The organism is Pseudomonas oryzihabitans (genome assembly GCF_001518815.1).
Taxonomy (GTDB): domain Bacteria; phylum Pseudomonadota; class Gammaproteobacteria; order Pseudomonadales; family Pseudomonadaceae; genus Chryseomonas; species Chryseomonas oryzihabitans_E.
In genome coordinates, this window is record NZ_CP013987.1 from 733051 (window position 1) to 756248 (window position 23198).

General features: G+C 66.5%; 16 protein-coding genes. 12 read left to right on the plus strand and 4 right to left on the minus strand.

The window, feature by feature from the left end; translation table 11 throughout:
- Nucleotides 1-4 precede the first annotated feature (4 nt).
- Genes APT59_RS03425 through APT59_RS03435 form a run of 3 tightly spaced genes read left to right on the plus strand, consistent with a single transcriptional unit; the run spans nt 5 to nt 8563 of the window.
- Nucleotides 5-7069 (plus strand): Hpt domain-containing protein, encoded by a 7065-nt coding sequence (locus tag APT59_RS03425; protein WP_059313558.1) that lies wholly within the window; start codon nt 5-7, stop codon nt 7067-7069.
- Nucleotides 7062-8081 carry a chemotaxis protein CheB gene (locus tag APT59_RS03430; protein ID WP_059313559.1) on the plus strand — a complete coding sequence of 340 codons (1020 nt, stop codon included), beginning with the start codon at nt 7062-7064 and terminating at the stop codon, nt 8079-8081. The genes APT59_RS03425 and APT59_RS03430 overlap by 8 nt, the downstream gene beginning before the upstream one ends.
- Before the next feature lie 11 nt (nt 8082-8092).
- Nucleotides 8093-8563, plus strand: a complete 471-nt coding sequence (locus tag APT59_RS03435) for a chemotaxis protein CheW (RefSeq protein ID WP_059313560.1) — start codon at nt 8093-8095, stop codon at nt 8561-8563.
- Here the strand turns inward: APT59_RS03435 and APT59_RS03440 are convergent.
- The 3 genes from APT59_RS03440 to APT59_RS03450 form a co-directional block, all read right to left on the minus strand.
- Entirely contained in the window at nt 8560-9219 is a 660-nt protein-coding gene (locus tag APT59_RS03440) for an HAD-IA family hydrolase (protein ID WP_059313561.1), read from the minus strand. The two genes, APT59_RS03435 and APT59_RS03440, sit on opposite strands and share 4 nt — an antisense overlap.
- 68 nt (nt 9220-9287) lie before the next feature.
- Nucleotides 9288-10016, minus strand: a complete 729-nt coding sequence (locus APT59_RS03445; protein ID WP_059313562.1) for a 16S rRNA (uracil(1498)-N(3))-methyltransferase — start codon at nt 10014-10016, stop codon at nt 9288-9290.
- A gap of 13 nt (nt 10017-10029) precedes the next feature.
- Nucleotides 10030-11430, minus strand: coding sequence for an adenosylmethionine--8-amino-7-oxononanoate transaminase (locus tag APT59_RS03450; protein ID WP_059313563.1), 1401 nt, complete (start codon nt 11428-11430; stop codon nt 10030-10032).
- Nucleotides 11431-11604: 174 nt separating this feature from the next.
- Between APT59_RS03450 and APT59_RS03455 the strand changes: the two genes are divergently transcribed.
- The 7 genes from APT59_RS03455 to APT59_RS03485 all read left to right on the plus strand — a co-directional run bounded on the left by APT59_RS03455 (nt 11605) and on the right by APT59_RS03485 (nt 21422).
- Entirely contained in the window at nt 11605-13182 is a 1578-nt protein-coding gene (locus APT59_RS03455; RefSeq protein ID WP_059313564.1) for a flavin monoamine oxidase family protein, read from the plus strand.
- A 173-nt stretch (nt 13183-13355) separates the two neighbouring features.
- Nucleotides 13356-13910 carry a cytochrome b gene (locus tag APT59_RS03460; RefSeq protein ID WP_059313565.1) on the plus strand — a complete coding sequence of 185 codons (555 nt, stop codon included), beginning with the start codon at nt 13356-13358 and terminating at the stop codon, nt 13908-13910.
- 34 nt (nt 13911-13944) lie between these two features.
- Entirely contained in the window at nt 13945-14523 is a 579-nt protein-coding gene (locus tag APT59_RS03465; RefSeq protein WP_059313566.1) for a YceI family protein, read from the plus strand.
- Nucleotides 14524-14867: 344 nt separating this feature from the next.
- Nucleotides 14868-16061, plus strand: a complete 1194-nt coding sequence (locus APT59_RS03470; RefSeq protein WP_059313567.1) for an efflux RND transporter periplasmic adaptor subunit — start codon at nt 14868-14870, stop codon at nt 16059-16061.
- A 12-nt stretch (nt 16062-16073) separates the two neighbouring features.
- Nucleotides 16074-19211 carry an efflux RND transporter permease subunit gene (locus tag APT59_RS03475; RefSeq protein ID WP_059313568.1) on the plus strand — a complete coding sequence of 1046 codons (3138 nt, stop codon included), beginning with the start codon at nt 16074-16076 and terminating at the stop codon, nt 19209-19211.
- A gap of 1 nt (nt 19212) precedes the next feature.
- Nucleotides 19213-20715, plus strand: coding sequence for an AdeC/AdeK/OprM family multidrug efflux complex outer membrane factor (gene adeC, locus APT59_RS03480; protein WP_059313569.1), 1503 nt, complete (start codon nt 19213-19215; stop codon nt 20713-20715).
- A gap of 119 nt (nt 20716-20834) precedes the next feature.
- A complete protein-coding gene (locus APT59_RS03485; protein ID WP_059313570.1) occupies nt 20835-21422 on the plus strand; it encodes a YajG family lipoprotein in 588 nt (195 codons plus the stop codon).
- A 60-nt stretch (nt 21423-21482) separates the two neighbouring features.
- On the opposite strand, the gene APT59_RS03490 is transcribed toward APT59_RS03485, so the two are convergent.
- Nucleotides 21483-22643: a 1-acyl-sn-glycerol-3-phosphate acyltransferase gene (locus tag APT59_RS03490; RefSeq protein WP_059313571.1), complete on the minus strand. Its 1161-nt coding sequence runs from the start codon at nt 22641-22643 to the stop codon at nt 21483-21485.
- 107 nt (nt 22644-22750) lie between these two features.
- On the opposite strand from APT59_RS03490, the gene APT59_RS03495 reads away from it, so the two are divergent.
- The gene (locus APT59_RS03495; RefSeq protein ID WP_017639858.1) at nt 22751-22933 is read left to right on the plus strand and encodes a CPXCG motif-containing cysteine-rich protein; all 183 of its coding nucleotides are present in this window, start codon (nt 22751-22753) and stop codon (nt 22931-22933) included.
- The gene (locus APT59_RS03500; protein ID WP_017639857.1) at nt 22933-23193 is read left to right on the plus strand and encodes a putative signal transducing protein; all 261 of its coding nucleotides are present in this window, start codon (nt 22933-22935) and stop codon (nt 23191-23193) included. The genes APT59_RS03495 and APT59_RS03500 overlap by 1 nt, the downstream gene beginning before the upstream one ends.
- Nucleotides 23194-23198: the final 5 nt, after the last annotated feature.

Sequence of the window (23198 nt, forward strand, 5' to 3'; positions counted from 1 at the left end):
CGAAATGATCGATCGACACGACTACGTAGCCCTCGAGTGGGTCAAGGGAGAGATCGCCGAAACCTTGCAGCAGGCCCGCAAGGCGCTCGAGGCGTTCGTCGACAACCCACACGACCGTAGCCGCCTGGGGTTTTGCCGGACCTATGTGCACCAGGTCTATGGCACCTTGCAGATGGTGGAGTTCTACGGTGCCGCGCTGCTTGCCGAAGAGATGGAGCTGCTCCTGCAGGCGCTCCACGAAGAGCGGGTAGGCAGTTCGGACGAGGCACTGGAAGTGCTGATGCAGGCCATCCTGCAGGTCCCGCCCTATCTGGATCGGGTCCTGGAGGCCCGTCGCGATCTGCCGCTGGCCATCCTGCCGTTGCTCAACGACCTGCGTTCGGCCCGTGGCGAAAAGCTGCTGTCGGAAACCAGCCTGTTCTCGCCGGATCTGTCGGCCACGCCGCTGTCGCTGAGCGACGACGAGCTGGCCGACCGCGCCTCGCCGGACTGGCTGCCGCGCCTGCGCAAGCTGCGCCAGGCCCTGCAGGGGGCCCAGGTCGGCCTGTTCCGCGACCGTGACGTCCAGTTGCACCTGGATTACTTGCTGCGCGTTTTCGAGCACCTGGATCAGCTCTGCGCCGGCTCGCCCTTTGGCGCCCTCTGGCCGGTGGCGGCCGGGCTGACCGAATTGATGCAGGCCGGCGAGCTGGACAACAGCAGTTCGATCCGCGGGCTGTTGCGACAACTCGATCGGGAGCTGAAGCGGCTCATCAGCGATGGCGTGGCGACCCTCAACCAGCCAGCGCCGGCCGATCTGCTGAAGAACCTGCTGTTCTATCTGGCCAAGGCGCCGGTGCAGAGTCCGCGCATCGCCGCGCTCAAGGCCCGCTATCGCCTCGACGAAGCGCTGCCGGACGCCGAGTTGGTGGGCGTCGAACGTTCGCGCATCGTTGGCCCGGATCGCGAGGCCATGCGTTCGGTGGTGACCGCGCTCTGTGAAGAACTGGTGCAGATCAAGGACAGCCTGGATCTGTTCGTGCGCAGTGATCGCCAGCAGGCCGCCAGCCTGCGCAGCCAGCTGGCGCCGCTCAAGCAGATCGCCGATACCCTGGCGGTGCTGGGCTTCGGTCAGCCGCGCAAGGTGGTGCTGGAACAGCACGAAGCCGTCGCCGAACTGGCCGATGGCGCGCGTGAGGCCAGTGACGCCGCCCTGATGGACATCGCTGGCGCGCTGCTCTACGTCGAGGCGACCCTGGCCGGTATGGTCAGCGGCAACGAGGTGGGCGATGCCGAGGAAAGCCGGCTGCCGACCACCGATATCGACCAGTTGCACCGGGTGGTGGTGCGCGAGGCGCGCAATGGCCTGGAGCAGTCCAAGGATGCCATCATCGAATTCATCGCCTCCCAGTGGAACCATGACCACCTGGAGCCGGTACCCCTGCTGCTGACCCAGGTCCGTGGTGGCCTGGCGATGATTCCGCTGGAGCGGGCCGCCGCCCAGGTGCAGGCGGCCAACGACTACATCGGCCAGCAGCTGCTGGGCAAGCAGGCCGTACCCGACTGGCAGAGTCTGGATACCCTGGCCGACGCCATCACCAGCGTCGAGTACTACCTGGAGCGCCTGGCGGAAGATCCGTCCACGCCCCACGACATGATTCTCGACATCGCCGACGAGAGCCTCATCGCCCTCGGCTATCCGCCCAAGGCGGCCAGTGAAGGGGACGTGGTGGAGGTGCCCTTGGCGCCCAGCGCGGTCGAGCCGCCCTTTGAGTCCATGGGCGAGGAGCCGGTGCCTGAGGAGTCGCTGGAGCTCACGGCCTTGCCGGTCGAGGAGCCCAACGACGCAGGGGAAAGTACCCTGTATGAGGCCGAACCCATCGTCGAGGACGAATTTTCGACCTTCGATCTCCAGGCTGACGCCGAGACGACGGCAGATGCCAGCGATGACGCCTTACCCGCCGCGCTGGAGGCTGCCGACGAAGAATCCGAAGAGCGGCTGGCGGCTAGCGAGCTGGACAGCCAGGCGCCCGTGACCACCGATGCGGAGGCGATCGCCGAGGTGCTGGCCGCACCGGTCGACCCCATCAATCCGCCCGCGGCGCAGGTGCCGAAGGCGCTGTTGCCCCCTGCGGCCGATGCCGAACCGGTCGAGGAAGAACTGCGCGAGGTCTTTATCGAGGAGGCCGGCGAGGTCCAGGCGGAGCTGGAGCGCTGGTTGCCGACCTGGCAGGCCGATCCCGAGCAGCGCACCGCGCTGAGCGAATTGCGGCGCAATTTCCATACGCTCAAGGGCAGCGGCCGCATGGTCCAGGCGCTGGTCATCGGCGAACTGGCCTGGGCACTGGAGAATCTGCTCAATCGCCGGTTGGATCATAGCGTCGATCACGGTCCCGCCTTGCAGGCGGTGGTCGAGCAGACCTGTGCGCTGCTGCCGGAGCTGGTCGAGGAATACGCCGAAGATCGGCAGCGGCAGCGTGACGACGTCGACTGGCTGGCCCACGCCGCCCACGCCTTGGCACGCAACGAAGCCCTGCCCGAACGTATGCCGGCCCCTGTCGAGACCTTGGTCGAAGCGGAGCTGTCGCCGATGGAGGTCGTCGATCAGGCCCCTTCCTCCGGCGCGGGTGGCGAAGCCGATACCCAGTTGCTGGACATCTTTCGCACCGAGGCCCAGGCCCATCTGGAGACGGTGCGGCGTTTCCTGGAGCAGGCCGACGCGGGCCATCCCCAGCCGGTTTCCGACAATCTCCTGCGCGCCCTGCATACCCTCAAGGGCAGTGCCCATATGGCGGGCAGTTCGCCGCTGGCCGAGTTGGCCTCGGCGCTGGAAAGCCTGGCCAAGGAATACAAGCTCGTCCATGTCCCCTTCGCCGAGCCGGAATGCGCCTTGCTCGCCCAGGGTGCGGAATTGCTGGAACAGCGACTCGCTGATCTCGACGAAGCGTCACTGGCCGCACCGCTGGCCGGTTCGGCGGCGCTGATCGAGCAATGCGAGACGCTGCTGGAGCAATTGAATCCCCAGTTACCGGTTCCGGAAGCACCCTTGCCGGAGCAGCGCGACGTGCTGCGCCTGGCCGATTTCCTGATGCCGGCGATGGAGCTGCTGCTGGAGGCCGACGAACGCCTGGGCGCTTGGCGCACCCAGGACGAGCGGGCGGCCTGCCCGGATCTGCTGGCCGAGCGCCTGAACACCTTCGCCGATGGCGCGGCCCGGGTCGGACTGGTCGATGTGGAGCAACTGGCCGAGGCGCTGCAGGTGGTCTATGCAGCGGTGGCGAGCGGTTCCTTGCCGGCCGACGAGGCCTTCTTCCGTGAGGCCGAAGAGGCGCAGGAAGCCCTGATCAGCATGCTCAACCAGCTGGCCGGCGGCATGCGCGCGACCCCGGCTGAAGAGCGTATCCAGGGCCTGCGTGCGCTGCTGGCGGGCATCCTGGCCGGACTACCCATGGCGGCGAGCACCTTGCTGGCCGAGCCGGAGCCCGAAGCCCTTTTCGATCCGGAAGTGGCCACTCCAGTGGCCCCCGACCTTGCGCTCGACGTCGATCTACCAGCCGAAGCCGAAGTCGATCCCGGGACACTGAACGAGCCTCAGGAGGCGCTGCCACCTGCAGCGGACGGCTCCAGCGAAGCCCAGCCGGAGCTCGCAAGCGGGGCAGACGAGTCAGCGCCCGTCGATGCGGTCGATCCGGAAATGCAGCTGATCTTCCTCGAAGAGGCCCAGGACCTGCTGGACAGCGCCGATCGGGCGTTGGAGCGCTGGCTGGTCGAGCCTCAGCAGAGCTTCCACCTCGGCACCCTGCAGCGCGATCTGCATACCCTCAAGGGCGGCGCCCATCTTGCCGGGGTCGTGCCCGTCGCGTGCCTGGCCACGGAACTGGACGCCATCTACGAAGGCCTGCTCGACGGTCGTCTCGCTGGCGGTGCCGAACTGGCCGCGCCTCTGCGTGACGCCCATGGCTGCCTGGCCGCGCAACTGGAAGAGCTGGCGGCGGGTGAGCCGATCAGTGAGCATGCCGATCAAGTCGAACGCCTCCAGCGCATCCGCATGGGGCATCTCGATGACCTGGCAGAAACGACCGAAACCGAGTCGGAGCGCCTTCTGGGCGAGCCTGATCTCGCCGCCGAATTGGGCGAGCCGGCAGCGGATGCCACGCCAGACGACGAGTCCCAGGCCGCGGTGTCGATGCCCGAGGCCGTCGCGCCAGGCATGGACGAAGGTCCGGACGCCGAGTTGCTGGCCATCTATATCGAAGAGAGTCGCGACCTGCTCGACAGCATGGCGACCTCGTTACGGGCCTGGGAAGCCGAGCCGCGCAACAGCCTGGAACTGGAATCCCTGTTGCGCGACCTGCACACCTTGAAGGGTGGGGCTCGCCTGGCTGAGGTGGATGCCATCGGCGATCTCGCCCATGCCCTGGAAGCCTTCTATGAGGGATTGGCGCGAGGGCGAATCAAGTCAGGTGCCGAACTGGGCGGTCTGCTGCACCGCTGCCACGACCGACTGCATCAGCAACTCGAAACCCTGGCCCAGGGGCAGTCCCCGGCGGCAGCCGAGGACCTTGTCGAGGCCCTGCGTGACTACCGCGGAGAGTCGCAGGCGGCAGGTGAAACCCCGACCGCTCTGGTGACGCCCGCGCCGATCTTCGATGAAGATACCGACGCGGAAATCCTCGAGATCTTCATCGAGGAAGCGCAGGACCTGTTGGCCAGCATGGATGAAGCGCTGGCCCGCTGGCCGGCCGCACCCGAGGCGGCGGTAGACGAATTGCTGCGCTGCCTGCACACCCTCAAGGGCGGCGCGCGCCTGGCCGGTCTCCATGGGCTGGGTGAGCAAGCCCATGCCCTGGAGCAGCAGCTGGCCGAATTGAGGTCGCTGGCGGTAGGACTGGGTGAGGGCGATCGCGAGCGCGTCCATGACCTGGCGACCCAGGGGGTCGACGAGCTGCAAGTCGCGGTGGCCCAGTTGTCGCTGCCCGCGCCGGCTCAACCAACCGCGCCAGAGATACAGGAAGCGGCCGTCCAGACCGAACAGGACATCCAGGGGCTTGGCGACCTCCCGCTGGAGACGGACAGCGCCACCCGTGCGGAATCCGCCAGCACCGATGCCGAGGGCGAGGTAGAACTGCCGGCGGAAAACGCGGCGGTGGCGCCAGTCATGGTGGCGGACGCGGCGCCCGCGGCAGCCGTTGCCCCGCTGCCTTTCGTCCAGCGCCTGCAGCAGGTCCGCCAGCAGGCGGCGCAGCGGCGTTCCTCCCAGGAGCTGGTGCGGGTGCCGGCCGCGTTGCTGGAACAGTTGGTCAACCTGGCCGGCGAGACCTCGATCTTCCGCGGCCGCGTCGAGCAGCAGGTCAATGACATCGGCACCACCCTGGGTGAGATGGAAGCCACCATCGAGCGGGTGCGCGATCAGCTGCGCCGGCTGGATACCGAGACCCAGGCGCAGATCATCAGCCGTCACCATGAGGACGTGGATCGCGCCGGCTACGAAGATTTCGATCCCCTGGAGCTGGACCGCTATTCCCAGCTGCAGCAGCTGTCCCGGGCGCTGTTCGAGTCGGCTTCCGACCTGCTGGACCTGAAGAACACCCTGGGCCAGCGCAACAGGGACGCCGAAACCCTGCTGCTGCAGCAGGCGCGGGTCAACACCGAGCTGCAGGAAAGCCTCATGCAGACGCGCATGGTGCCCTTCGAGCGCATGGTGCCGCGCCTGCACCGGGTGGTCCGCCAGGTCAGCGGCGAGTTGGACAAGCCGGTCGAACTCAGGGTCGACAACGCCGAAGGCGAGCTGGACCGCACGGTGCTGGAGCGGATCATTCCGCCGCTGGAGCACATGCTGCGCAACGCCATCGACCATGGCGTCGAGGACGCCGCCGGACGCCAGCGCGCTGGCAAGCCGGCCGAGGGCGTCATCAGTCTGGATCTGCGTCGCGAAGGCGGCGACATCATCCTGACCCTGGCGGACGACGGTCGTGGCATCGACCTGGATGCGGTTCGTCGCAAGGCCATCGAACGCGGCCTGATGACGGAAGACGCGGAACTCTCCGAGACGGAAGTGCTGCAGTTCATCCTCGAATCCGGTTTCTCCACGGCGCCGACCGTGACCCAGATTTCCGGGCGCGGCGTGGGCATGGACGTGGTGCACCAGGAGGTGAAGCAGCTCGGCGGCAGCATGGACATCCATAGCGTGCCGGGGGCGGGAACGCGCTTCACCATTCGCCTGCCATTCACCGTGTCGGTGAACCGGGCGCTCATGGTGCACGCCGGCGACGACCTCTACGCCGTGCCACTCAACACCATCGAGGGCATCGTGCGGGTGACCGCGGCCGACCTCGAGCGCTATTACCGCCCGGGGGCAGGGACCTTCGAATACGGCGGCCAGCATTATGACCTGCGCTATCTCGGCCATCTGCTCGGCAATGGCCAGCAGCCCAAGCTGAGCGGCCAGAGCCTGCCGCTACCGGTGGTGCTGGTGCGTGCCGCGGAATACGCCGTGGCCGTGCAGGTGGATGCGGTGGCCGGCTCGCGCGAAATCGTGGTGAAGAGCCTCGGGCCGCAGTTCGCCGGGGTACCCGGCCTGTCTGGCGCCACCCTGCTGGGTGACGGCCGCGTGGTGGTGATTCTCGACCTGCTGGCCATGATCCGCAGTCGGCGCCTGTCCGGTGAAGACCTGCCGCGCCCGAGTCCGACCCCGGCGATCCTGCCGGAGAACGCGCGGCCGCCCCTGGTCATGGTGGTGGACGATTCGATCACCGTGCGCAAGGTCACCAGCCGCCTGCTGGAACGCCATGGCATGGAGGTCTTCACCGCCAAGGACGGGGTGGACGCCATCGCCCAGCTACAGGAGCGCCAGCCGGACATCCTCCTGCTGGACATCGAGATGCCTCGCATGGACGGCTTCGAGGTGGCGACCCTGGTCCGCCACGACGCGAACCTCAAGGATCTGCCCATCGTGATGATCACCTCCCGTACCGGGGAAAAGCACCGCGACCGGGCCCTGAGCCTGGGCGTGAACGAATACCTGGGCAAGCCCTATCAGGAAAGCGAACTCCTGGCCCATATCCATCGGTTGGTCGGGGATCATGACTGAAACACACAATGCCCGCGTCGCCATCCTGGCCGACAGTCCGCTGCAGCGCCATGTGCTGCAGCAGGTGCTGGCCGACAATGGTTATCACGTCGTCCTCAACAGCGATCCGGAGCGCTTCGACGAAGCGACCTGGGCCACGGTCGCGACCGATCTGTGGCTGATCGACCTCAGCCAGACGGAGGAGTCGTCCCTAGTGGACGCGCTGCTGGATGGCGCCGAGGTGCCCATCCTGTTCGGCGAAGGCCAGGCGCCCGAGCGCTTCACCGATCCCTTCGCCCAATGGGAAAAGCGCCTGATCGGCAAGCTCAAGCGCCTGATCGGCGATCCGGTGGCCGCGGTCGGCCCGGCGTTGGAGACCCTGCTGCAGGATCAGCCGCGACCCCCGCGCCTGGCCCTGCCCGAGCCCCTGGCCAACTTGCCGCTGCCGGCGGGCGATCCCGCACCTGAGGTCTGGTTGCTGGCGGCGTCCCTGGGTGGTCCGGCGGCGGTGAAGGCCTTTCTCGATGCCCTGCCCGGCGGTCTGCCGGTTGGCTTCCTCTATGCACAGCACATCGGCGACGGCTTTGCCGCCAACCTGCTGCGCGCGGTGGGCCGCCACAGCCAGTGGCACATCCAGAACGTGCGTCCGGGGGAGCCGGTGCGCTGCGGCGAGGTGGTGGTGGTGCCGACCCAGCAGGAGCTCACCTTCCGCGCCAACAGCGCCCTGGACATCGTCGAGCGTGCCTGGCCCGAGCCCTATACGCCGTCGATCAGCCAGATGATGCTCAACCTGGCGCAACACTTCGGTACGCGCTGCGGCGTCATCGTCTTCAGCGGCATGGGTAACGACGGTACCGCGTCCGCGCCCTATGTACGGCGTCGCGGTGGCACCCTCTGGACGCAGTCGGCGAGCACCTGCATCGCCCCGAGCATGCCGGAAAGCCTGCGCGAATCGGGTCTTGCGACCTTTACCGCCGATCCCCGCGGCCTGGCCGAAGCCCTGGTGGCTCGCCTGGCCGAGCAGCGAAGCTAAAGGAATTTCCGATGTCGACCACCACACCTGGCGCCGAGCACCTGACCGGTCTGCTGCTGACCCTGGCCGATCGCACCCTGCTGCTGCCCAATGCGGCGGTGGCCGAACTGGTGCCATGCCGTGAGATCCGCCCCTTGCCGGTGCAGCCGGAGTGGTGCCTGGGTCAGGTGGCCTGGCGTGATCTGCGCCTGCCGCTGATCAGCTTCGAGGCATTGTCCAGTGGCAGTGCCGCGCAATTCGATGGTGACCGCCACGCACGGGTAGCCATCCTCAACGCCCTGGGGGGGCGTGACCGGGTACGTTTCCTCGCCCTGCTGATTCGGAGCATTCCGCGCTCCCTGCGTATCACCCCGGAACTGGTCGCCGCCAAGGTGCCCCTGGCAGCCCTGGAGCTGGGCGCCGTGGCATACGAAGGCGGCACGGCGCGTATCCCCGATCTGATCGGGGTGGAAGAGCGGCTGGCCGCTGCTGGCGTGTTCTAGTCCTGCCGGGTCAGGCGCATCTCGCCGTTTTCATCCGGGCTGACAGCGACTCCGCGGTAATCCGCCAGGGTCGGCAGGCCCAGCCCCAGTGGCTCGCGATGGGTGGCGGTGATGGCCACCGCATCGGCGCCGGCCGCCTTGGCGGCGGCGAAGCCGGCGTGGGCATCCTCGAACACCAGGCAATCACCGATCTCCACCCCCAGCTTGCGCGCCCCGGCCAGGAAACAGTCGGGCGCCGGCTTACCCTGGGTGACGTCTTCGGCGCAGACCATCACGGGCGGCAGGGCCATGCCCGCTGCGGCGAGCCGGACCTCGGCCAGACGGCGCGAGGCGGAGGTTACCAGCGCCCAGCTGCCGGCCGGCAGGCTGGCGAGAAAGACCGCGGCACCAGGGATTTCCTGGATGTCGGCGACATCGGCGATCTCCAGCTCGGTGATGGCGCGGGTCTCGGCCTCGATGTCGGCGCCGGCGGGCGCGAAGCGCTTCACCGTCTCCACCGCTCGCACGCCGTGCATGACTGCCAGGACGTCCGCCGGGTCGAGGCCGTGGCCGCGTGCCCAGGTGCTCCAGGCACGTTCGGCGGAGGCCACGCTGGTGAGCAGGGTGCCGTCCATGTCGAACAGGAAGGCGGCGTAGGGGCGAGAGGGCAGGGTCATCCAGGGCTCCAAGAACTATCCGTAGGAAAGGGGACAGGCCGCCACAAGGCAGCGGCCCGTTAGGCCGGTCAGGGGGTTTGGAAATCACCCCAGAGTTGCTGGGCGACGCTCAGGGCCACCACCGGGGCGGTCTCGGTGCGCAGCACCCGTGGGCCCAGGCGCGCCGGCTGGAAACCGGCAGCGCGGGCGGCCGTGACTTCGGCATCGCTCAGGCCGCCTTCGGGGCCGATCAATAGCGCCAGGCGGGCGGGGCGGGCATGGCTCTCCAGCGGCTCGGCAACCGGGTGCAAGACCAGCTTGAGATCGGCGTCCAGCCCGGCCTGCCAGTCAGCCAGCAGTTGCGGCGGATGGATCAGGGGCACGCTGGAGCGACCACACTGTTCACAGGCGCTGATGGCCACCTGGCGCCAGTGCTGCAGGCGCTTGTCGGCGCGTTCGTCCTTGAGGCGCACCTCGCAGCGTTCGCTGACCAGCGGGGTGATCTCGGCCACGCCCAGTTCGGTGGCCTTCTGGATCGCCCAGTCCATGCGCTCGCCGCGGGACAGGCCCTGGCCGAGGTGGATCTGCAGGGGCGAATCCGGCTGGCCGGGCAGCGCTTCGGTGAGTTCGACGCTGAGGGTCTTCTTGCCCACCTCGACGACCTGGCCGAGGTACTCCTGGCCGCTGCCGTCGAACAGTTGCACGGCATCCCCCGGCGCCAGGCGCAGCACGCGGCCCAGGTAGTGGGCCTGGGCCTCGGGCAGGTCCAGGCGGCCGAGGGCCAGGGGCAGGTCGAGGTGGCAGCGGGTGAGACGCATGGCGGACTCCAGATCAGCCGGGATCGCGGTGGTTGGGGTGCAGGTCGCTCAGGGCGACACTGACCGAGGTACGGGTGGCGAGGTCGATGCCCTGGGTCGCTACCTCGGCGAGGAAATCGATCTGCTCGGGGGTGATGACATAGGGCGGCAGGAAGTAGACCACGTTGCCCAGCGGCCGTAACAGGGCGCCGCGGAAGAGGGCGTGCTGATAGACCGCAAGGCCGCGTCTTTCCTGCCAGGGGTAGGGCGTGCGGCGGGCCTTGTCGGCGGTCATCTCGATGGCCAGGGCCATGCCGGTCTGGCGCACTTCGCCAACGTGGGGATGATCGACCAGGTGGGCCGTGGCCTCGGCCATGCGCCGCGCCAGCGGCTTGTTGGCTTCGATGACGTCGTCCTGTTCGAAGATGTCCAGGGTCGCCAGGGCGGCGGCGCAGGCCAGCGGATTGCCAGTGTAGCTGTGCGAGTGCAGGAAGGCGCGCAGGGTGTCGTAGTCGTCGTAGAAGGCCTGGTAGACGGCGTCGGTGGTCAGGCAGGCGGCCAGCGGCAGGTAGCCGCCGGTGAGGGCCTTGGACAGGCAGAGGAAGTCCGGACGGATGCCAGCCTGTTCGCAGGCGAACATCGTACCGGTGCGGCCGAAGCCCACGGCGATCTCGTCATGGATCAGGTGCACGCCATAGCGGTCGCAGGCCTCGCGCAAGAGGCGCAGATAGACCGGGTGGTACATGCGCATGCCGGTGGCGCCCTGGATCAGCGGCTCGACGATGACCGCGGCGACACTGGCGTGGTGCTCGGCCAGGGTGCGCTCCATGTGCGCGAACATCTGCCGTGAATGCTCTTCCCAGCCCATGCCCTCGGGACGCAGGTAGCAGTCCGGGCTCGGCACCTTGAGGGTGTCCAGCAACAGGCCTTGGTAGGTCTCGGTGAACAGCGCCACGTCACCCACCGACATGGCTGCCACCGTCTCGCCGTGGTAGCTGTTGGTCAAGGTGACGAAGCGGCGCTTTTCCGGCTGCCCCACGTTGCGCCAGTAGTGATAGCTCATCTTCAGCGCCACCTCGATGCACGAGGAGCCGTTGTCGGCATAGAACACCCGGTCGAGACCGGCCGGGGTCAGGGCGACCAGGCGCTCGGACAGCTCGATCACCGGCTGATGACTGAAGCCGGCGAGGATGACGTGCTCCAGCTGGTCGACCTGGGCCTTGATGCGCTCGTTGATGCGCGGATTGGCGTGGCCGAAGACGTTGACCCACCAGGAGCTGACGGCATCCAGGTAGCGGTTGCCGTCGAAGTCTTCCAGCCAGACACCTTCGCCGCGGCGGATCGGGATCACCGGCAGCTGCTCGTGATCCTTCATCTGGGTGCAGGGGTGCCAGAGCACCTCCAGGTCACGGCGCATCCAGTCGTGATTGGTCATTGGCGGTCTCCTGGCGGCGGGCCCGGCGATAAAAAGGGGGCGCAAGCCTAAGCCAGGGCGCGCGACGGGAGCAAGGCGCGGGCCGATTGCCGGTCGTGGCGGCAGCTAGTGGCCCCGTGGCCGCTGGCGTATGCTGCGCCACCGCTGTTCCCCGGTCCCAGGAGTCTAGAAAAGATGTCGTCGCGTTGGACAGGTTTTACCGTCTGCTTGGCAGCCGGCGTATTCGCTACCAGCCTGAGCGCAGGCGCCGCCGAGAAGGCGCATAAGGAGACGCACAAGGCGCCGGAAAAGGCCGCCGCTGCGCCCGTCGCGCCCAGTGGTCCCTCGGTGATCGTGGTCGGCGCCGGCATGGCCGGGCTGGCCTCGGCCTATGAACTGCAGCAGGCGGGTTGGAACGTGACCCTGCTGGAAGCCGGCCCGCGGGTTGGTGGCCGCTCCGGTCTCGCCTCCAGCGAGTGGATCGGCGACACCAAGGCCCAGCCGCTGCTCAACCACTACCTGGATACCTTCAAGCTCAAGACCGTGGACGCGCCGTCCTTCGTGCGCACCCCGGGCTATCTGATCGAAGGCCAGTACTATTCCCAGGACGACCTGGCGCAGAAGATGCCGGCCGTGGCCGATGCCCTGAAGCGCGTCGACAAGTCCCTGGACGATCTGGCCGCCGCCATCAGCGATCCGCTGCAGCCGACCGCCACCCCGACCCTGCACGCCCTCGACCAGATCAACGCCGCCACCTGGCTGGACAGGCAGAACCTGCCGCCGGTGGCGCGCCAGCTGATCAACCAGCGCATCCGCGTCCGCTACGACGAGCCCTCGCGCCTGTCGCTGCTCTATCTGGCCCAGCAGACCCGCGTCTATCGTGGCGTCGACGACAAGGACCTGCGCGCCTCCCGTCTGCCCGGTGGCAGCGAGGTGTTGGCCCAGGCCTTCGTCAAGCAGATCAAGACGATCAAGACTGACAACAAGGTCTCCAGCATCGTCCAGGACAAGGACGGCGTCGTGGTCAAGGCCGGTGCCACCGGCTACAAGGCCGACTATGTGGTGATGGCGGTGCCGCTGCGCGCCCTCGGCCAGGTGCAGATGACGCCGGCGCTGGATGCTACCCAGCAGGCGGCGATCAAGGGCACCACCTATGGCTGGCGCGACCAGATCCTGCTCAAGTTCAAGACCCCGGTGTGGGACAGCAAGTCGCGCATGAGCGGCGAAATCTACAGCGACCAGGGCCTGGGCATGCTGTGGGTGGAGCCGGACGTGAAGGGCGGCGCCAATGTGCTGGTCAACCTGGCCGGTGACAGCGCACGCCTGGTGCAGGCCTTTGGCGACAAGCAGATGGTCGACCAGGTGCTGATCCGCTTCCATGCCTTCTATCCCAAGGCGCGCGGGGCCTTCTCCGGCTACGAAGTCCGTCGCTACAGCCGCGATCCGGGCCTGGGCGGCGCCTATCTGGCCTATGGTCCGGGCCAGATCACTCGCTACTGGCGGCTGTGGGAAAAGCCGGCCGGCCGGGTGATCTTCGCTGGCGAGCACACCGATCCGCTGCATCCGGGCACCCTGGAAGGCGCCCTGGCCAGCGGTCAGCGCGCCGCCGGCCAGGTCCGCGACCTCAAGGCCGGCAAGGCCGTGGTGCCGGTCGTGGCCAGTGCCAAGACCGCCGCCCAACCGGTCGCTGCGCCCAAGGCCGGTGACGCCGCGCCGGCCAAGGCCAGTGGCGAGCACGGCTTCTTCTGGAAGCTGTTCCACTGGTCGTTCTGATCGCGACCTGAGCCCAGACGCTGCCGCTGCGCAGCGTCTGGGCCGGACCGGACGAGGCGCTCGCGCGCCCTCCGATCCATCGAATCCTTCGATATTGATTCGACACTTTTTCCGCTTTCCATCGATACGTTTGCGGCTAGGCTTAGGCAAAGCTTTTTCAGGAGAGAAAAGCGATGCACTGGCGCAACGACGGCCTTCGCTACGGTCTGGTAAGTCTGGTTCTGCATTGGGTCATGGCCCTGGCGATCATCGCCATGTTCGCCTCCGGTCTGTGGATGCGGACCCTGGACTACTACGACACCTGGTACCACACCGCCCCCGAGCTGCATAAGAGCGCCGGCATCCTCTTGCTGATCGCCCTGGTGCTGCGCCTGCTCTGGCGCCTGGTCAGCCCGCCGCCGCCGGTGGAAGGCAGCCCCCTGGTGCGCCGCGCCGCGGGTGCCGGGCACTTCCTGCTCTATGGGCTGATGCTCACCGTGATGGTGGCCGGCTACCTGATTTCCACCGCCGATGGCGTGGCCATCGATGTCTTTGGCTGGTTCAAGGTCCCGGCGACCCTGAGCGGTCTGCCGGAGCAGGCCGACACCGCTGGCAAGATCCATCTCTGGTTCGCCTGGACGCTGATCGTCCTGGCCGGCCTGCACGTGGTGGCCGCCCTCAAGCACCACTTCGTCGACCGCGACGGCACCCTGGTCCGCATGCTCGGCCGGGTCCACATCCCGCACTGATCGCCTTTCCCACCACCACATGGAGCTTCATCCAATGCTGAAGAAAACCGTTGCCGCCCTGGCCCTGGGTACCGCTCTGCTGGGCGCTGGCCAGGCCATGGCCGCCGATTACAAGATCGACAAGCAGGGCCAGCACGCCTTCATCCAGTTCCGTATCCAGCACCTGGGCTACAGCTGGCTGTATGGCACCTTCAAGGACTTCGACGGCAACTTCAGCTTCGATGCCAAGGATCCCTCCGCCGACAAGGTCAAGGTGACCATCAACACCGACAGCGTCGACACCAACCACGCCGAGCGTGACAAGCACCTGCGCAGCGCCGACTTCCTCAACGTCGCCGCCCATCCCCAGGCCAGCTTCGAATCCACCAAGGTCACCCCCACCGGCGACGGCACCGCCGACGTCACTGGCAACCTGACCCTGAACGGCGTGACCAAGCCGGTCACCATCAAGGCCCACTTCATGGGCGAGGGCAAGGACCCGTGGGGTGGCTACCGCGCCGGCTTCGAGGGCACCACCACCCTCAAGCTCAAGGATTTCAACATCCAGAAGGACCTTGGTCCCAAGTCCCAGGAAGTGGAATTCATGCTGTCCTTCGAAGGCGTGCGCCAGTAACGGGACGCCCTCAGGTTGTAACCAAAAATGCCGGATTCGTCCGGCATTTTTGTGGCTGGTCGTTTTTGGCGATGGAGTGGACGCCAGGGAAATTTCCCGGCAGAACTCGGCTCCTGCCTCATGGTCTGCTACCGAGGTCGTCGCACGGGCCCGGTTTTGTCAGCATGGCCTTTTTCACGAGCGTCGGAGCACCTGGCGAGATACCCGAGCATGGCACTTGGGTTATTTACAAACAGTCGTGAACGTAAGTATATTTGTCTGATAATAATTCCTATGCTCGAGCCGGTGCGGATCCACAAGGCGCGCTGCGCATGCTCATTTCCCAGCTTTCAAGGACTTTTGATATGCAGATCAAGCCGGCGCATGCCTTTTTCGCTCCCGCCCTGCTGGCCGTAGCCTTAGCCCTGGGTGCCTGCGGCAAGCAGGACAACAAGGACCAGCAGCAACAGCAGCAGAAGCCCGCGGAAGTCGGGGTGGTGACGATGGAACCTCGCACCGTGACCCTGACCGATGAACTCCCCGGGCGTACCGCCGCCTTCCGCATCGCCGAGGTCCGTCCCCAGGTGAGCGGCATCCTGCTCAAGCGCTATTTCACCGAAGGCGCCGACGTGAAGGCCGGCACTCAGCTCTATCAGATCGATCCGCGCACCTACGAGGCCAACGCCAATTCCGCCAAGGCCTCCCTGGCCCAGGCGCAGGCCACTCTCGCCTCCAACCGGCTCAAGGCCCAGCGCTATGGCGCCCTGGTCAAGGAGCAGGCGATCAGCAAGCAGGAAGCCGACGATGCGCTGTCCATGCAGCGGCAGAACGAAGCCCAGGTGGAATCGGCCAGGGCCGCCCTGCGCAACGCCGAGATCAACCTGGCCTACACCAAGGTCGCCGCGCCCATCTCCGGCCGCATCGGTCGCTCGATGATGACCGAAGGCGCCCTGGTCACCGCCGACCAGACCACCGCCCTGACCAGCATCACCCAGTTGGACCCCATCTATGTCGACGTGACCCAGTCCGCCACCGACCTCTTGCGCCTGCGTCGCGAGCTGGACAGCGGTCAGCTGCAGAAGGTGCAGGGCGAGAACGCCGCCGAGGTCAAGCTGATGCTGGAGGACGGTAGCGCCTATAGCCGTCCCGGCAAGCTCAAGTTCGCCGAGGTGTCGGTGGATCAGGGTACCGGCTCGGTGACCATCCGCGCCGAATTCCCCAACCCCGACAAGCTGCTGCTGCCCGGCATGTTCGTGCGTGCCCAGTTGCAGTCCGGGGTGCGCCAGAACGCCCTGCTGGTACCGCAACAGGGCGTGACCCGCAACCTCAAGGGCCAGCCCACTGCCATGGTGGTCAACGGCGAGGGCAAGGTCGAGCAACGGGTACTCAAGACCGAGCGTACCGTCGGTTCCGACTGGCTGGTCACCGATGGCCTCAAGGCCGGTGACAAGGTCATCACCGAGGGTCTGCAAAAGATCAAACCGGGTGCCACCGTCACCGCCAAGCCGGCGAGCAACATCGCCTCCGCCGAGCAGAAGCCGGCGGGTCAGGGTCAGTAAGGGGAGCGCCCGATGTCCAAGTTCTTCATCGATCGGCCCATTTTCGCCTGGGTAATCGCCCTGGTGATCATGCTCGCCGGCATCCTGTCGATCCTCAATCTGCCGATCAACCAGTACCCGAACATCGCCGCACCCGCGGTCTCGATCCAGGTGTCCTATCCGGGCGCCTCGGCGCAGACGGTGCAGGACACCGTGGTCCAGGTCATCGAACAGCAGATGAACGGGATCGACAACCTCAGGTACATCTCCTCGGAGTCCAACTCCGACGGCAGCATGACCATCATCGTGACCTTCAACCAGGGCACCAACCCCGATATCGCGCAGGTCCAGGTGCAGAACAAGCTGCAGCTGGCGACGCCGCTCCTGCCGCAGGAAGTCCAGCAGCAGGGCATGCGCGTCGCCAAGTACCAGCGCAACTTCATGATGGTGGTGGGCCTGGTGTCCATGGATGGCTCCCTGACCAAGGAAGACCTGTCCAACTACATCGTCTCCAACATGCGTGATCCCATCGCCCGGACCACTGGTGTCGGTGACTTCCAGGTGTTTGGCGCCCAGTACGCCATGCGCATCTGGCTCGATCCGCAGAAGCTGGTGAAGTACCAGCTCACCCCGGTCGATGTCAGCGCCGCCATCCAGAGCCAGAACGTGCAGATCGCCTCCGGTCAGCTCGGTGGCCTGCCGGCGGTGCCGGGACAGCAACTCAACGCCACCATCATCGGCAAGACCCGTCTGACCAGCGTCGAGGAATTCGGCAAGATCTTCCTCAAGGTGGACCAGAGCGGGGCCCAGGTCCGGCTACGCGATGTGGCGCGGGTGGAATTGGGCGGCGAGAACTATTCCATCGATGCCCAGTTCGACGGCAAGCCGGCGTCCGGCATGGCCCTGCGTCTGGCCACCGGGGCCAACGCCCTGGACACCGCCAAGGCGGTCCATGCCACCATCGACCGCCTCAAGCCGTTCATGCCCCCGGGCATGGAAGTGGTCTATCCCTATGACACCACCCCAGTGGTGACCGCCTCCATCCACGAGGTGGTCAAGACCCTGGGCGAGGCGATCCTGCTGGTGTTCCTGGTGATGTTCCTGTTCCTGCAGAACTTCCGGGCCACCCTGATTCCCACCATCGCCGTGCCCGTGGTCCTGTTGGGCACCTTCGCGGTGCTGCTGGCCGCCGGTTTCACCATCAACATCCTGACCATGTTCGGCATGGTGCTCGCCATCGGCTTGCTGGTGGACGACGCCATCGTGGTGGTGGAAAACGTCGAGCGGGTGATGGCCGAGGAGGGCCTTTCGCCTAAGGAGGCGACGCGCAAGTCCATGGGCCAGATCCAGGGCGCCCTGGTGGGTATCGCCATGGTGCTGTCGGCGGTGTTCGTGCCCATGGCCTTCTTTGGTGGCTCCACCGGGGTGATCTATCGCCAGTTCTCCATCACCATCGTCTCCTCGATGGTGCTGTCGGTGCTGGTGGCCCTGATCCTGACGCCGGCGCTTTGCGCCACCATGCTCAAGCCGGTCAAGCAGGGGCACCACGAGAAGCGCGGTTTCTTCGGCTGGTTCAACCGCAAGTTCGAAAACGGTCAGCACCGTTACGAGCGCAGCGTGGCCGCCGTGATCCGCCACAAGGTGCCCTTCCTGCTGCTCTATGTGCTGATCGTCGGCGTCATGGTATTCCTGTTCACCCGTATCCAGTCGTCCTTCCTGCCGGAAGAGGACCAGGGCGTGATCTTCGCCCAGGTCACCACGCCGCCGGGCTCCACTGCCGAGCGGACGCAGAAGGTGCTCGACACCATGCGCGAGATGATGATGAAAAACGACTCGAGCGCGGTCAGCTCGATGTTCACCGTCAACGGCTTCAACTTCGCCGGTCGTGGCCAGAGTTCGGGTCTGGCCTTCATCCAGCTCAAGCCCTGGGAAGAGCGCCCGGATGCGCGCGACGGTGCCAGCGCCGTGGCCGGTCGGGCCATGGGCTACCTGTCGGGCATCAAGGACGCCATCGTCTACGCCATCGTGCCGCCGGCGGTACTGGAGCTGGGTAACGCCACCGGCTTCGACTTCTATCTGCAGGACCAGGGCGGCATCGGTCACGAGGCGCTCATGGCTGCCCGTAACCAGCTGCTCGGCATGGCCGCGCAGAATTCCAAGCTGATGCAGACCCGTCCCAACGGCCTCAACGACGAGCCGCAATTCAAGCTCATCGTCGACGACGAGAAGGTGCGGGCCCTGGGCCTGTCGCAGAGCGACGTCAACCAGACCCTGTCCATCGGCTGGGCCTCCAGCTACGTCAACGACTTCATCGACCGCGGTCGGGTGAAGAAGGTGTACCTGCAGGGCGAAGCCAGCGCGCGGATGAACCCCGAGGACTTCAACAAGTGGTACGTGCGCAACGGCTCAGGCGAGATGGTGCCGGTGTCGGCCTTCGCCCGCGGCGAATGGATCTACGGGTCGCCCAAGCTGGAGCGCTACAACGGCATCTCCTCGCTGGAGATCCTCGGTTCCGCCGCGCCTGGCTACAGCACCGGTGATGCCATGGCCGAGATCGAGCGCATGGCCAAGGACCTGCCGCAGGGCGTGGGCATCGCCTGGACCGGTCTGTCCTACGAGGAACGGCTGTCCGGCTCCCAGGCGCCGGCGCTCTATGCGCTGTCGCTGCTGGTGGTGTTCCTTTGCCTCGCGGCGCTGTACGAAAGCTGGTCGATCCCGATCGCGGTCATCCTGGTGGTGCCGCTGGGGGTGGTGGGGGCCTTGCTGGCTACCTACTTCCGTGGTCTGGCCAACGACGTCTTCTTCCAGGTCGGTCTGTTGACGACCATTGGCCTGGCGGCGAAGAACGCCATCCTGATCGTGGAATTCGCCAAGGAGCTGCACGAAGGCGGCAAGAACATCGTCGACGCGGCAGTGGAAGCCTCGCGCATGCGCCTGCGGCCCATCATCATGACCTCCATGGCCTTCATCCTGGGCGTGGTGCCCCTGGCGATCTCCTCGGGCGCCAGCTCCGGCAGCCAGCACGCGGTCGGTACCGGCGTGATCGGCGGCATGCTCACCGCCACGATCCTGGCGATCTTCTGGATTCCCATGTTCTACGTGGTGGTCAGCAGCCTGTTCAAGGACAAGGCCAGCAAGGACCAGGAAGCCCATGGCAAGGAAGGACACTGATATGAAGAAGTCTGTCTTGGCAGTGGTGGTGGGCATGCTGGCCGTCTCCGGCTGCAGCCTGATCCCCGATTACCAGCGGCCCAATGCACCGGTGGAGAATGCCTGGCCCCACGGCCAGGCCTACGATGCCCTCACGGTCAATCGCGACCAGCAGGCGGCAGACATCGGCTGGCGCGATTTCTATCGCGACCCGGCGCTGCAACGGCTGATCCAGCTGTCGCTGGACAACAACCGCGACCTGCGCCAGGCCGCCCTGAACGTGCGGCTGTACCAGGCGCAGTACCGCGTGCAGCGCGCCGAGCTGTTTCCCGATATCGGCGTCAGCGGTACCGGTACCCGTTCCCGTCAGCCGGAGGACCTGAGCCAGGTCTCCGCCATCCGCGAACTGCTCGCCGGCAACAGTGCCAACGGCGCGGGCGGCGGGGGTGGTGGCAGCATCAGCAGCCAGTACAGCGTGACCCTGGGCTTCACCTCCTATGAGCTGGACCTGTTCGGCCGCCTGCGCAGCCTCAGCGAGCAGGCGCTGCTCAACTACTTCGCCACCAGCGAAGGGCGCCGCAGCACCCAGATCTCGCTGGTGTCCGAAGTGGCCAATGCCTACTACGCCTGGCTCACCGACCAGCGCATGCTGCAGGTGACCCGCGAGACCCTTGCCGCCTACCAGCGCTCCTACGACCTGACCCGGCAGACCGTCGAGAACGGCGTGGCCAGCGGCCTGGACCTGCGTCAGGCGCGTACCGCCCTGGAAGGAGCGCGGGCGAATCTGGCGCAGTACACCCGCCAGGTGGCCCAGGATCGCAACGCCCTGACCCTGCTGCTGGGCACCTCGATCCCGGCGGACCTGCCACAAGGCAAGGGCCTGGATGGCAAGGACCTGCTCGCCGACCTGCCGGCCAACCTGCCGTCGGATCTCTTGCAGAAGCGTCCGGACATCCTCCAGTCCGAGCTGCAGCTGCGCGCCGCCAATGCCAACATCGGCGCGGCCCGGGCGGCCTTCTTCCCGCGCATCAGCCTGACCGCCCAGGGCGGCACGGCCAGCCGGGATCTCAATGGCCTGTTCGACGCCGGCTCCGGCTACTGGACCTTCTCGCCGAGCATCAACATCCCGATCTTTACCGCCGGCAGTCTCAAGGCCAGCCTGGATGCGGCCAAGATCCAGAAGGACATCAACGTCGCCACCTACGAGAAGGCGATCCAGACCGCCTTCCGCGAAGTGGCCGATGCCCTGGCGGCGAAGGGCACCTACGACGACCAGCTGCAGGCCCAGCAGGACCTGGTGCAGGCCAGCCAGGAGTACTACGACCTGGCCAACCTGCGCTATCGGCAGGGCATCGACAACTACCTCACGGTACTCGACGCCCAGCGTTCGCTGTACAGCGCTCAGCAGCAGTTGATCACCGACCGACTCAACCAGCTCAACAGCGAGGTCACCCTTTACAAGGCCCTCGGCGGTGGCTGGCTGGAACGCAGCCAGACCCGGCCGCCGCTGGCGACCAAGCCATAACACCTGGTCTGAGCGACGCCGGCCTCGTGCCGGCGTTTCTTTGTCCGGAGGCCCGGTCTATCGACGCCGGTGAGGGGCTGGGTATACTGCCCCCTGTCCCTTTCTTCCGGAGTCTCTGCATGCGCTATCGCCTGTTGCTCGGCCTGCTCGCCGCCACTGGTCTGACCCTGGTCGGTTGTGCCAGCAGCCCCCAGCAATTGAGTCCGCAACCCCAGATCACCGCGCCCATCGCCCCGGTCGGCCAGGGCCAGCCGATCTCGGTCCGGGTGGTCGACGGGCGTTCCTCCTTCACCCTGGGCACCCGCGGCGGTCTCTATCCCGACACCAGTGTGGTGGTAGTGCAGACCCAGGACGTGATTCCCAAGCTGCAGGCGGAAGCCGAGAAGGCCGTGCGCCAGATGGGCTTCACCCCGTCACCCAATGCCGGCCCAGGCGCGCCCCAGCTGACCCTGACCCTGGCCGAGCTGAACTATCAGTCGCCCAAGGAGCTGTACGTCACCGCGTCCGACGTCGCGGCGGCCTTCCAGGTCGAGGTGCGCAACAGCCAGCGCGGCTACAAGGGTCGCTATGGTGCCAGTCTCAACCAGCGCTTTGGCATGGCGCCCAATGCCGAGGCCAACACCAAGCTGGTCAGCGATGTCCTGAGCGATGCCCTGACCCGGGTGTTCAAGGATCCGACGGTGGTGCAGGTGCTCAGCGGCCATTGAGCCGCGACCGTCCACAAAAAAGCCCGGCTCGTGCCGGGCTTTTTCATGAGCGCGCGTGGGCTATTCCAGACCGGCCAGGACGCGGTACTTGTTCAGCACCGGCTGGGCGTACTGGCGCACCAGCTGGGCGCGGTGGTCCGCCGGGCATTCGGCCAGGCGTCTTTCCCACTCGGCACGGGCGACCTCGATCTCCTCGGCCGGAAACAGGGTGTCCACGGTGGGCACGGCCAGCTCCGCATCGCGGCCATCCCAGGCGGCATAGGCCAGGTAGCTGGCAGGAAACAGCCGGTAGTTGCCGAGGATCTGCCGATCCATCTCCTGGGCCAACGCCTTGGCATCCTCGAACTCGCCACTGACCGGCTCGCCGAAGGCCACGTGCACCCGCCCCTTGTAGCCGGTGATGCCCAGCGCGATGCTGACGTCATCCTCGCCCGGCGCCTTGGTATAGCCGCCGGTGGTGGCGCGGATGTGCAGTTCGCGAGCCTTGGCCTGGTCGCAGGGATCGAATTCGTAGCTGATGGATACCGGCACGATGTTCAGCGCCTTGACCAGTTCGGCGAAGGGCTCGTCCTTGCAGCTCATGTGGAACATCTTGAGGATGGCCGAATCGGTGCGGTCGTCGCCGTCCTTGGCTCGGCCCTCGGCCTGGGCGATCCAGATGGACTGGCCGTCCTGGCGGATCGAATGATTGATGTAGGCGGACAGGTTCTGGTACGCCGCCAGCTTTTCGCGCCGGCCGCTGATGGAGCGGTGCACGATGAAGCTCTTGTTCAGCCGCATCAGGTCGCTGACGAAGGGCTTCTGCAGGAGGTTGTCGCCGATGGCGATGCGCGGCGTTGGCAGACCGGCGTGGTAGACGGCATAGTTGACGAAGGCCGGGTCCATCACGATGTCGCGGTGGTTGGCCAGGAACAGGTAGGCGCGGCCGCTGCGCAGCTGGTCGATGCCCGAGTAGGTGACGCCGTCCGAGGCCTTCTCGATGGCGCGATCCACATAGGGTTCGAGCTTGTCCTGCAGCGCCGCGACGCTCTGGATACCACTCAGTTCCTGGCGCAGGCGCGTGCGCAGCAGCGGGCGCACTACCCAGCCGAGTCCCTTGGACAGGCGCGGGAACCGGTAGCCGGCAAGGATGCCGATGAAGTGGTCGTCGTCGATCAGGCGGGCCAGAACCCCGGGGACTTCCGCGTCGTTATAGGGTCGAATGGCTTCGAACTCGCCCATGGTGTTCTCTTGTAGAAATTCCGGCGGCCATAGTAGTGGGCGTGGCGCCAGATGCAAGCGCCAGGGGCCGGATGGGCGGCAGGTTGGCGGTCAAGGAGTACAGGCAGATGCTGGAAAGCCAGGAATACGATTGCCCTTATTGCGGCGAACCGGGCGAGGTGGTGCTCGACCTCAGCGGCGGTGATCAGGACTACTACGAAGACTGCGAAGTCTGCTGCCGACCGATCCGCTTCGGGCTGCACACCGACGGCGAGGACTGGAATCTCGAGGTTCGGCGGGAGGATGACTGATGCGCCGCATCTATGAGCCGGGGTCGCTGCACGAGGGCGAACTGCTCCTGGCCGTGCTCGCCAGCGAGGGCATCAGTGGTTTCCTCGCCGGTCGCCATCTGCTCGGAGGCATCGGTGACCTGCCGGCGGTGGGGCTGCTCGGTCTGCTGGTCGAGGACGAGGAAGCCCAGCGCGCGCAGGCACTGATCGCCGCGTACAATGCCGCCACGCCCCTGCCGGGAGAGGATCCCTCCCCCGAGCAGGGCATCCTCATCTGTTGAAAGGT

Bases quoted from the DNA above. Each gene is read 5' to 3' on its own strand.
- APT59_RS03425 (WP_059313558.1), top strand. From the start codon at position 5: ATGATCGATCGACACGACTACGTAGCCCTCGAGTGGGTCAAGGGAGAG.
- APT59_RS03430 (WP_059313559.1), top strand. From the start codon at position 7,062: ATGACTGAAACACACAATGCCCGCGTCGCCATCCTGGCCGACAGTCCG.
- APT59_RS03435 (WP_059313560.1), top strand. From the start codon at position 8,093: ATGTCGACCACCACACCTGGCGCCGAGCACCTGACCGGTCTGCTGCTG.
- APT59_RS03440 (WP_059313561.1), bottom strand. From the start codon at position 9,219: ATGACCCTGCCCTCTCGCCCCTACGCCGCCTTCCTGTTCGACATGGAC.
- APT59_RS03445 (WP_059313562.1), bottom strand. From the start codon at position 10,016: ATGCGTCTCACCCGCTGCCACCTCGACCTGCCCCTGGCCCTCGGCCGC.
- APT59_RS03450 (WP_059313563.1), bottom strand. From the start codon at position 11,430: ATGACCAATCACGACTGGATGCGCCGTGACCTGGAGGTGCTCTGGCAC.
- APT59_RS03455 (WP_059313564.1), top strand. From the start codon at position 11,605: ATGTCGTCGCGTTGGACAGGTTTTACCGTCTGCTTGGCAGCCGGCGTA.
- APT59_RS03460 (WP_059313565.1), top strand. From the start codon at position 13,356: ATGCACTGGCGCAACGACGGCCTTCGCTACGGTCTGGTAAGTCTGGTT.
- APT59_RS03465 (WP_059313566.1), top strand. From the start codon at position 13,945: ATGCTGAAGAAAACCGTTGCCGCCCTGGCCCTGGGTACCGCTCTGCTG.
- APT59_RS03470 (WP_059313567.1), top strand. From the start codon at position 14,868: ATGCAGATCAAGCCGGCGCATGCCTTTTTCGCTCCCGCCCTGCTGGCC.
- APT59_RS03475 (WP_059313568.1), top strand. From the start codon at position 16,074: ATGTCCAAGTTCTTCATCGATCGGCCCATTTTCGCCTGGGTAATCGCC.
- adeC (WP_059313569.1), top strand. From the start codon at position 19,213: ATGAAGAAGTCTGTCTTGGCAGTGGTGGTGGGCATGCTGGCCGTCTCC.
- APT59_RS03485 (WP_059313570.1), top strand. From the start codon at position 20,835: ATGCGCTATCGCCTGTTGCTCGGCCTGCTCGCCGCCACTGGTCTGACC.
- APT59_RS03490 (WP_059313571.1), bottom strand. From the start codon at position 22,643: ATGGGCGAGTTCGAAGCCATTCGACCCTATAACGACGCGGAAGTCCCC.
- APT59_RS03495 (WP_017639858.1), top strand. From the start codon at position 22,751: ATGCTGGAAAGCCAGGAATACGATTGCCCTTATTGCGGCGAACCGGGC.
- APT59_RS03500 (WP_017639857.1), top strand. From the start codon at position 22,933: ATGCGCCGCATCTATGAGCCGGGGTCGCTGCACGAGGGCGAACTGCTC.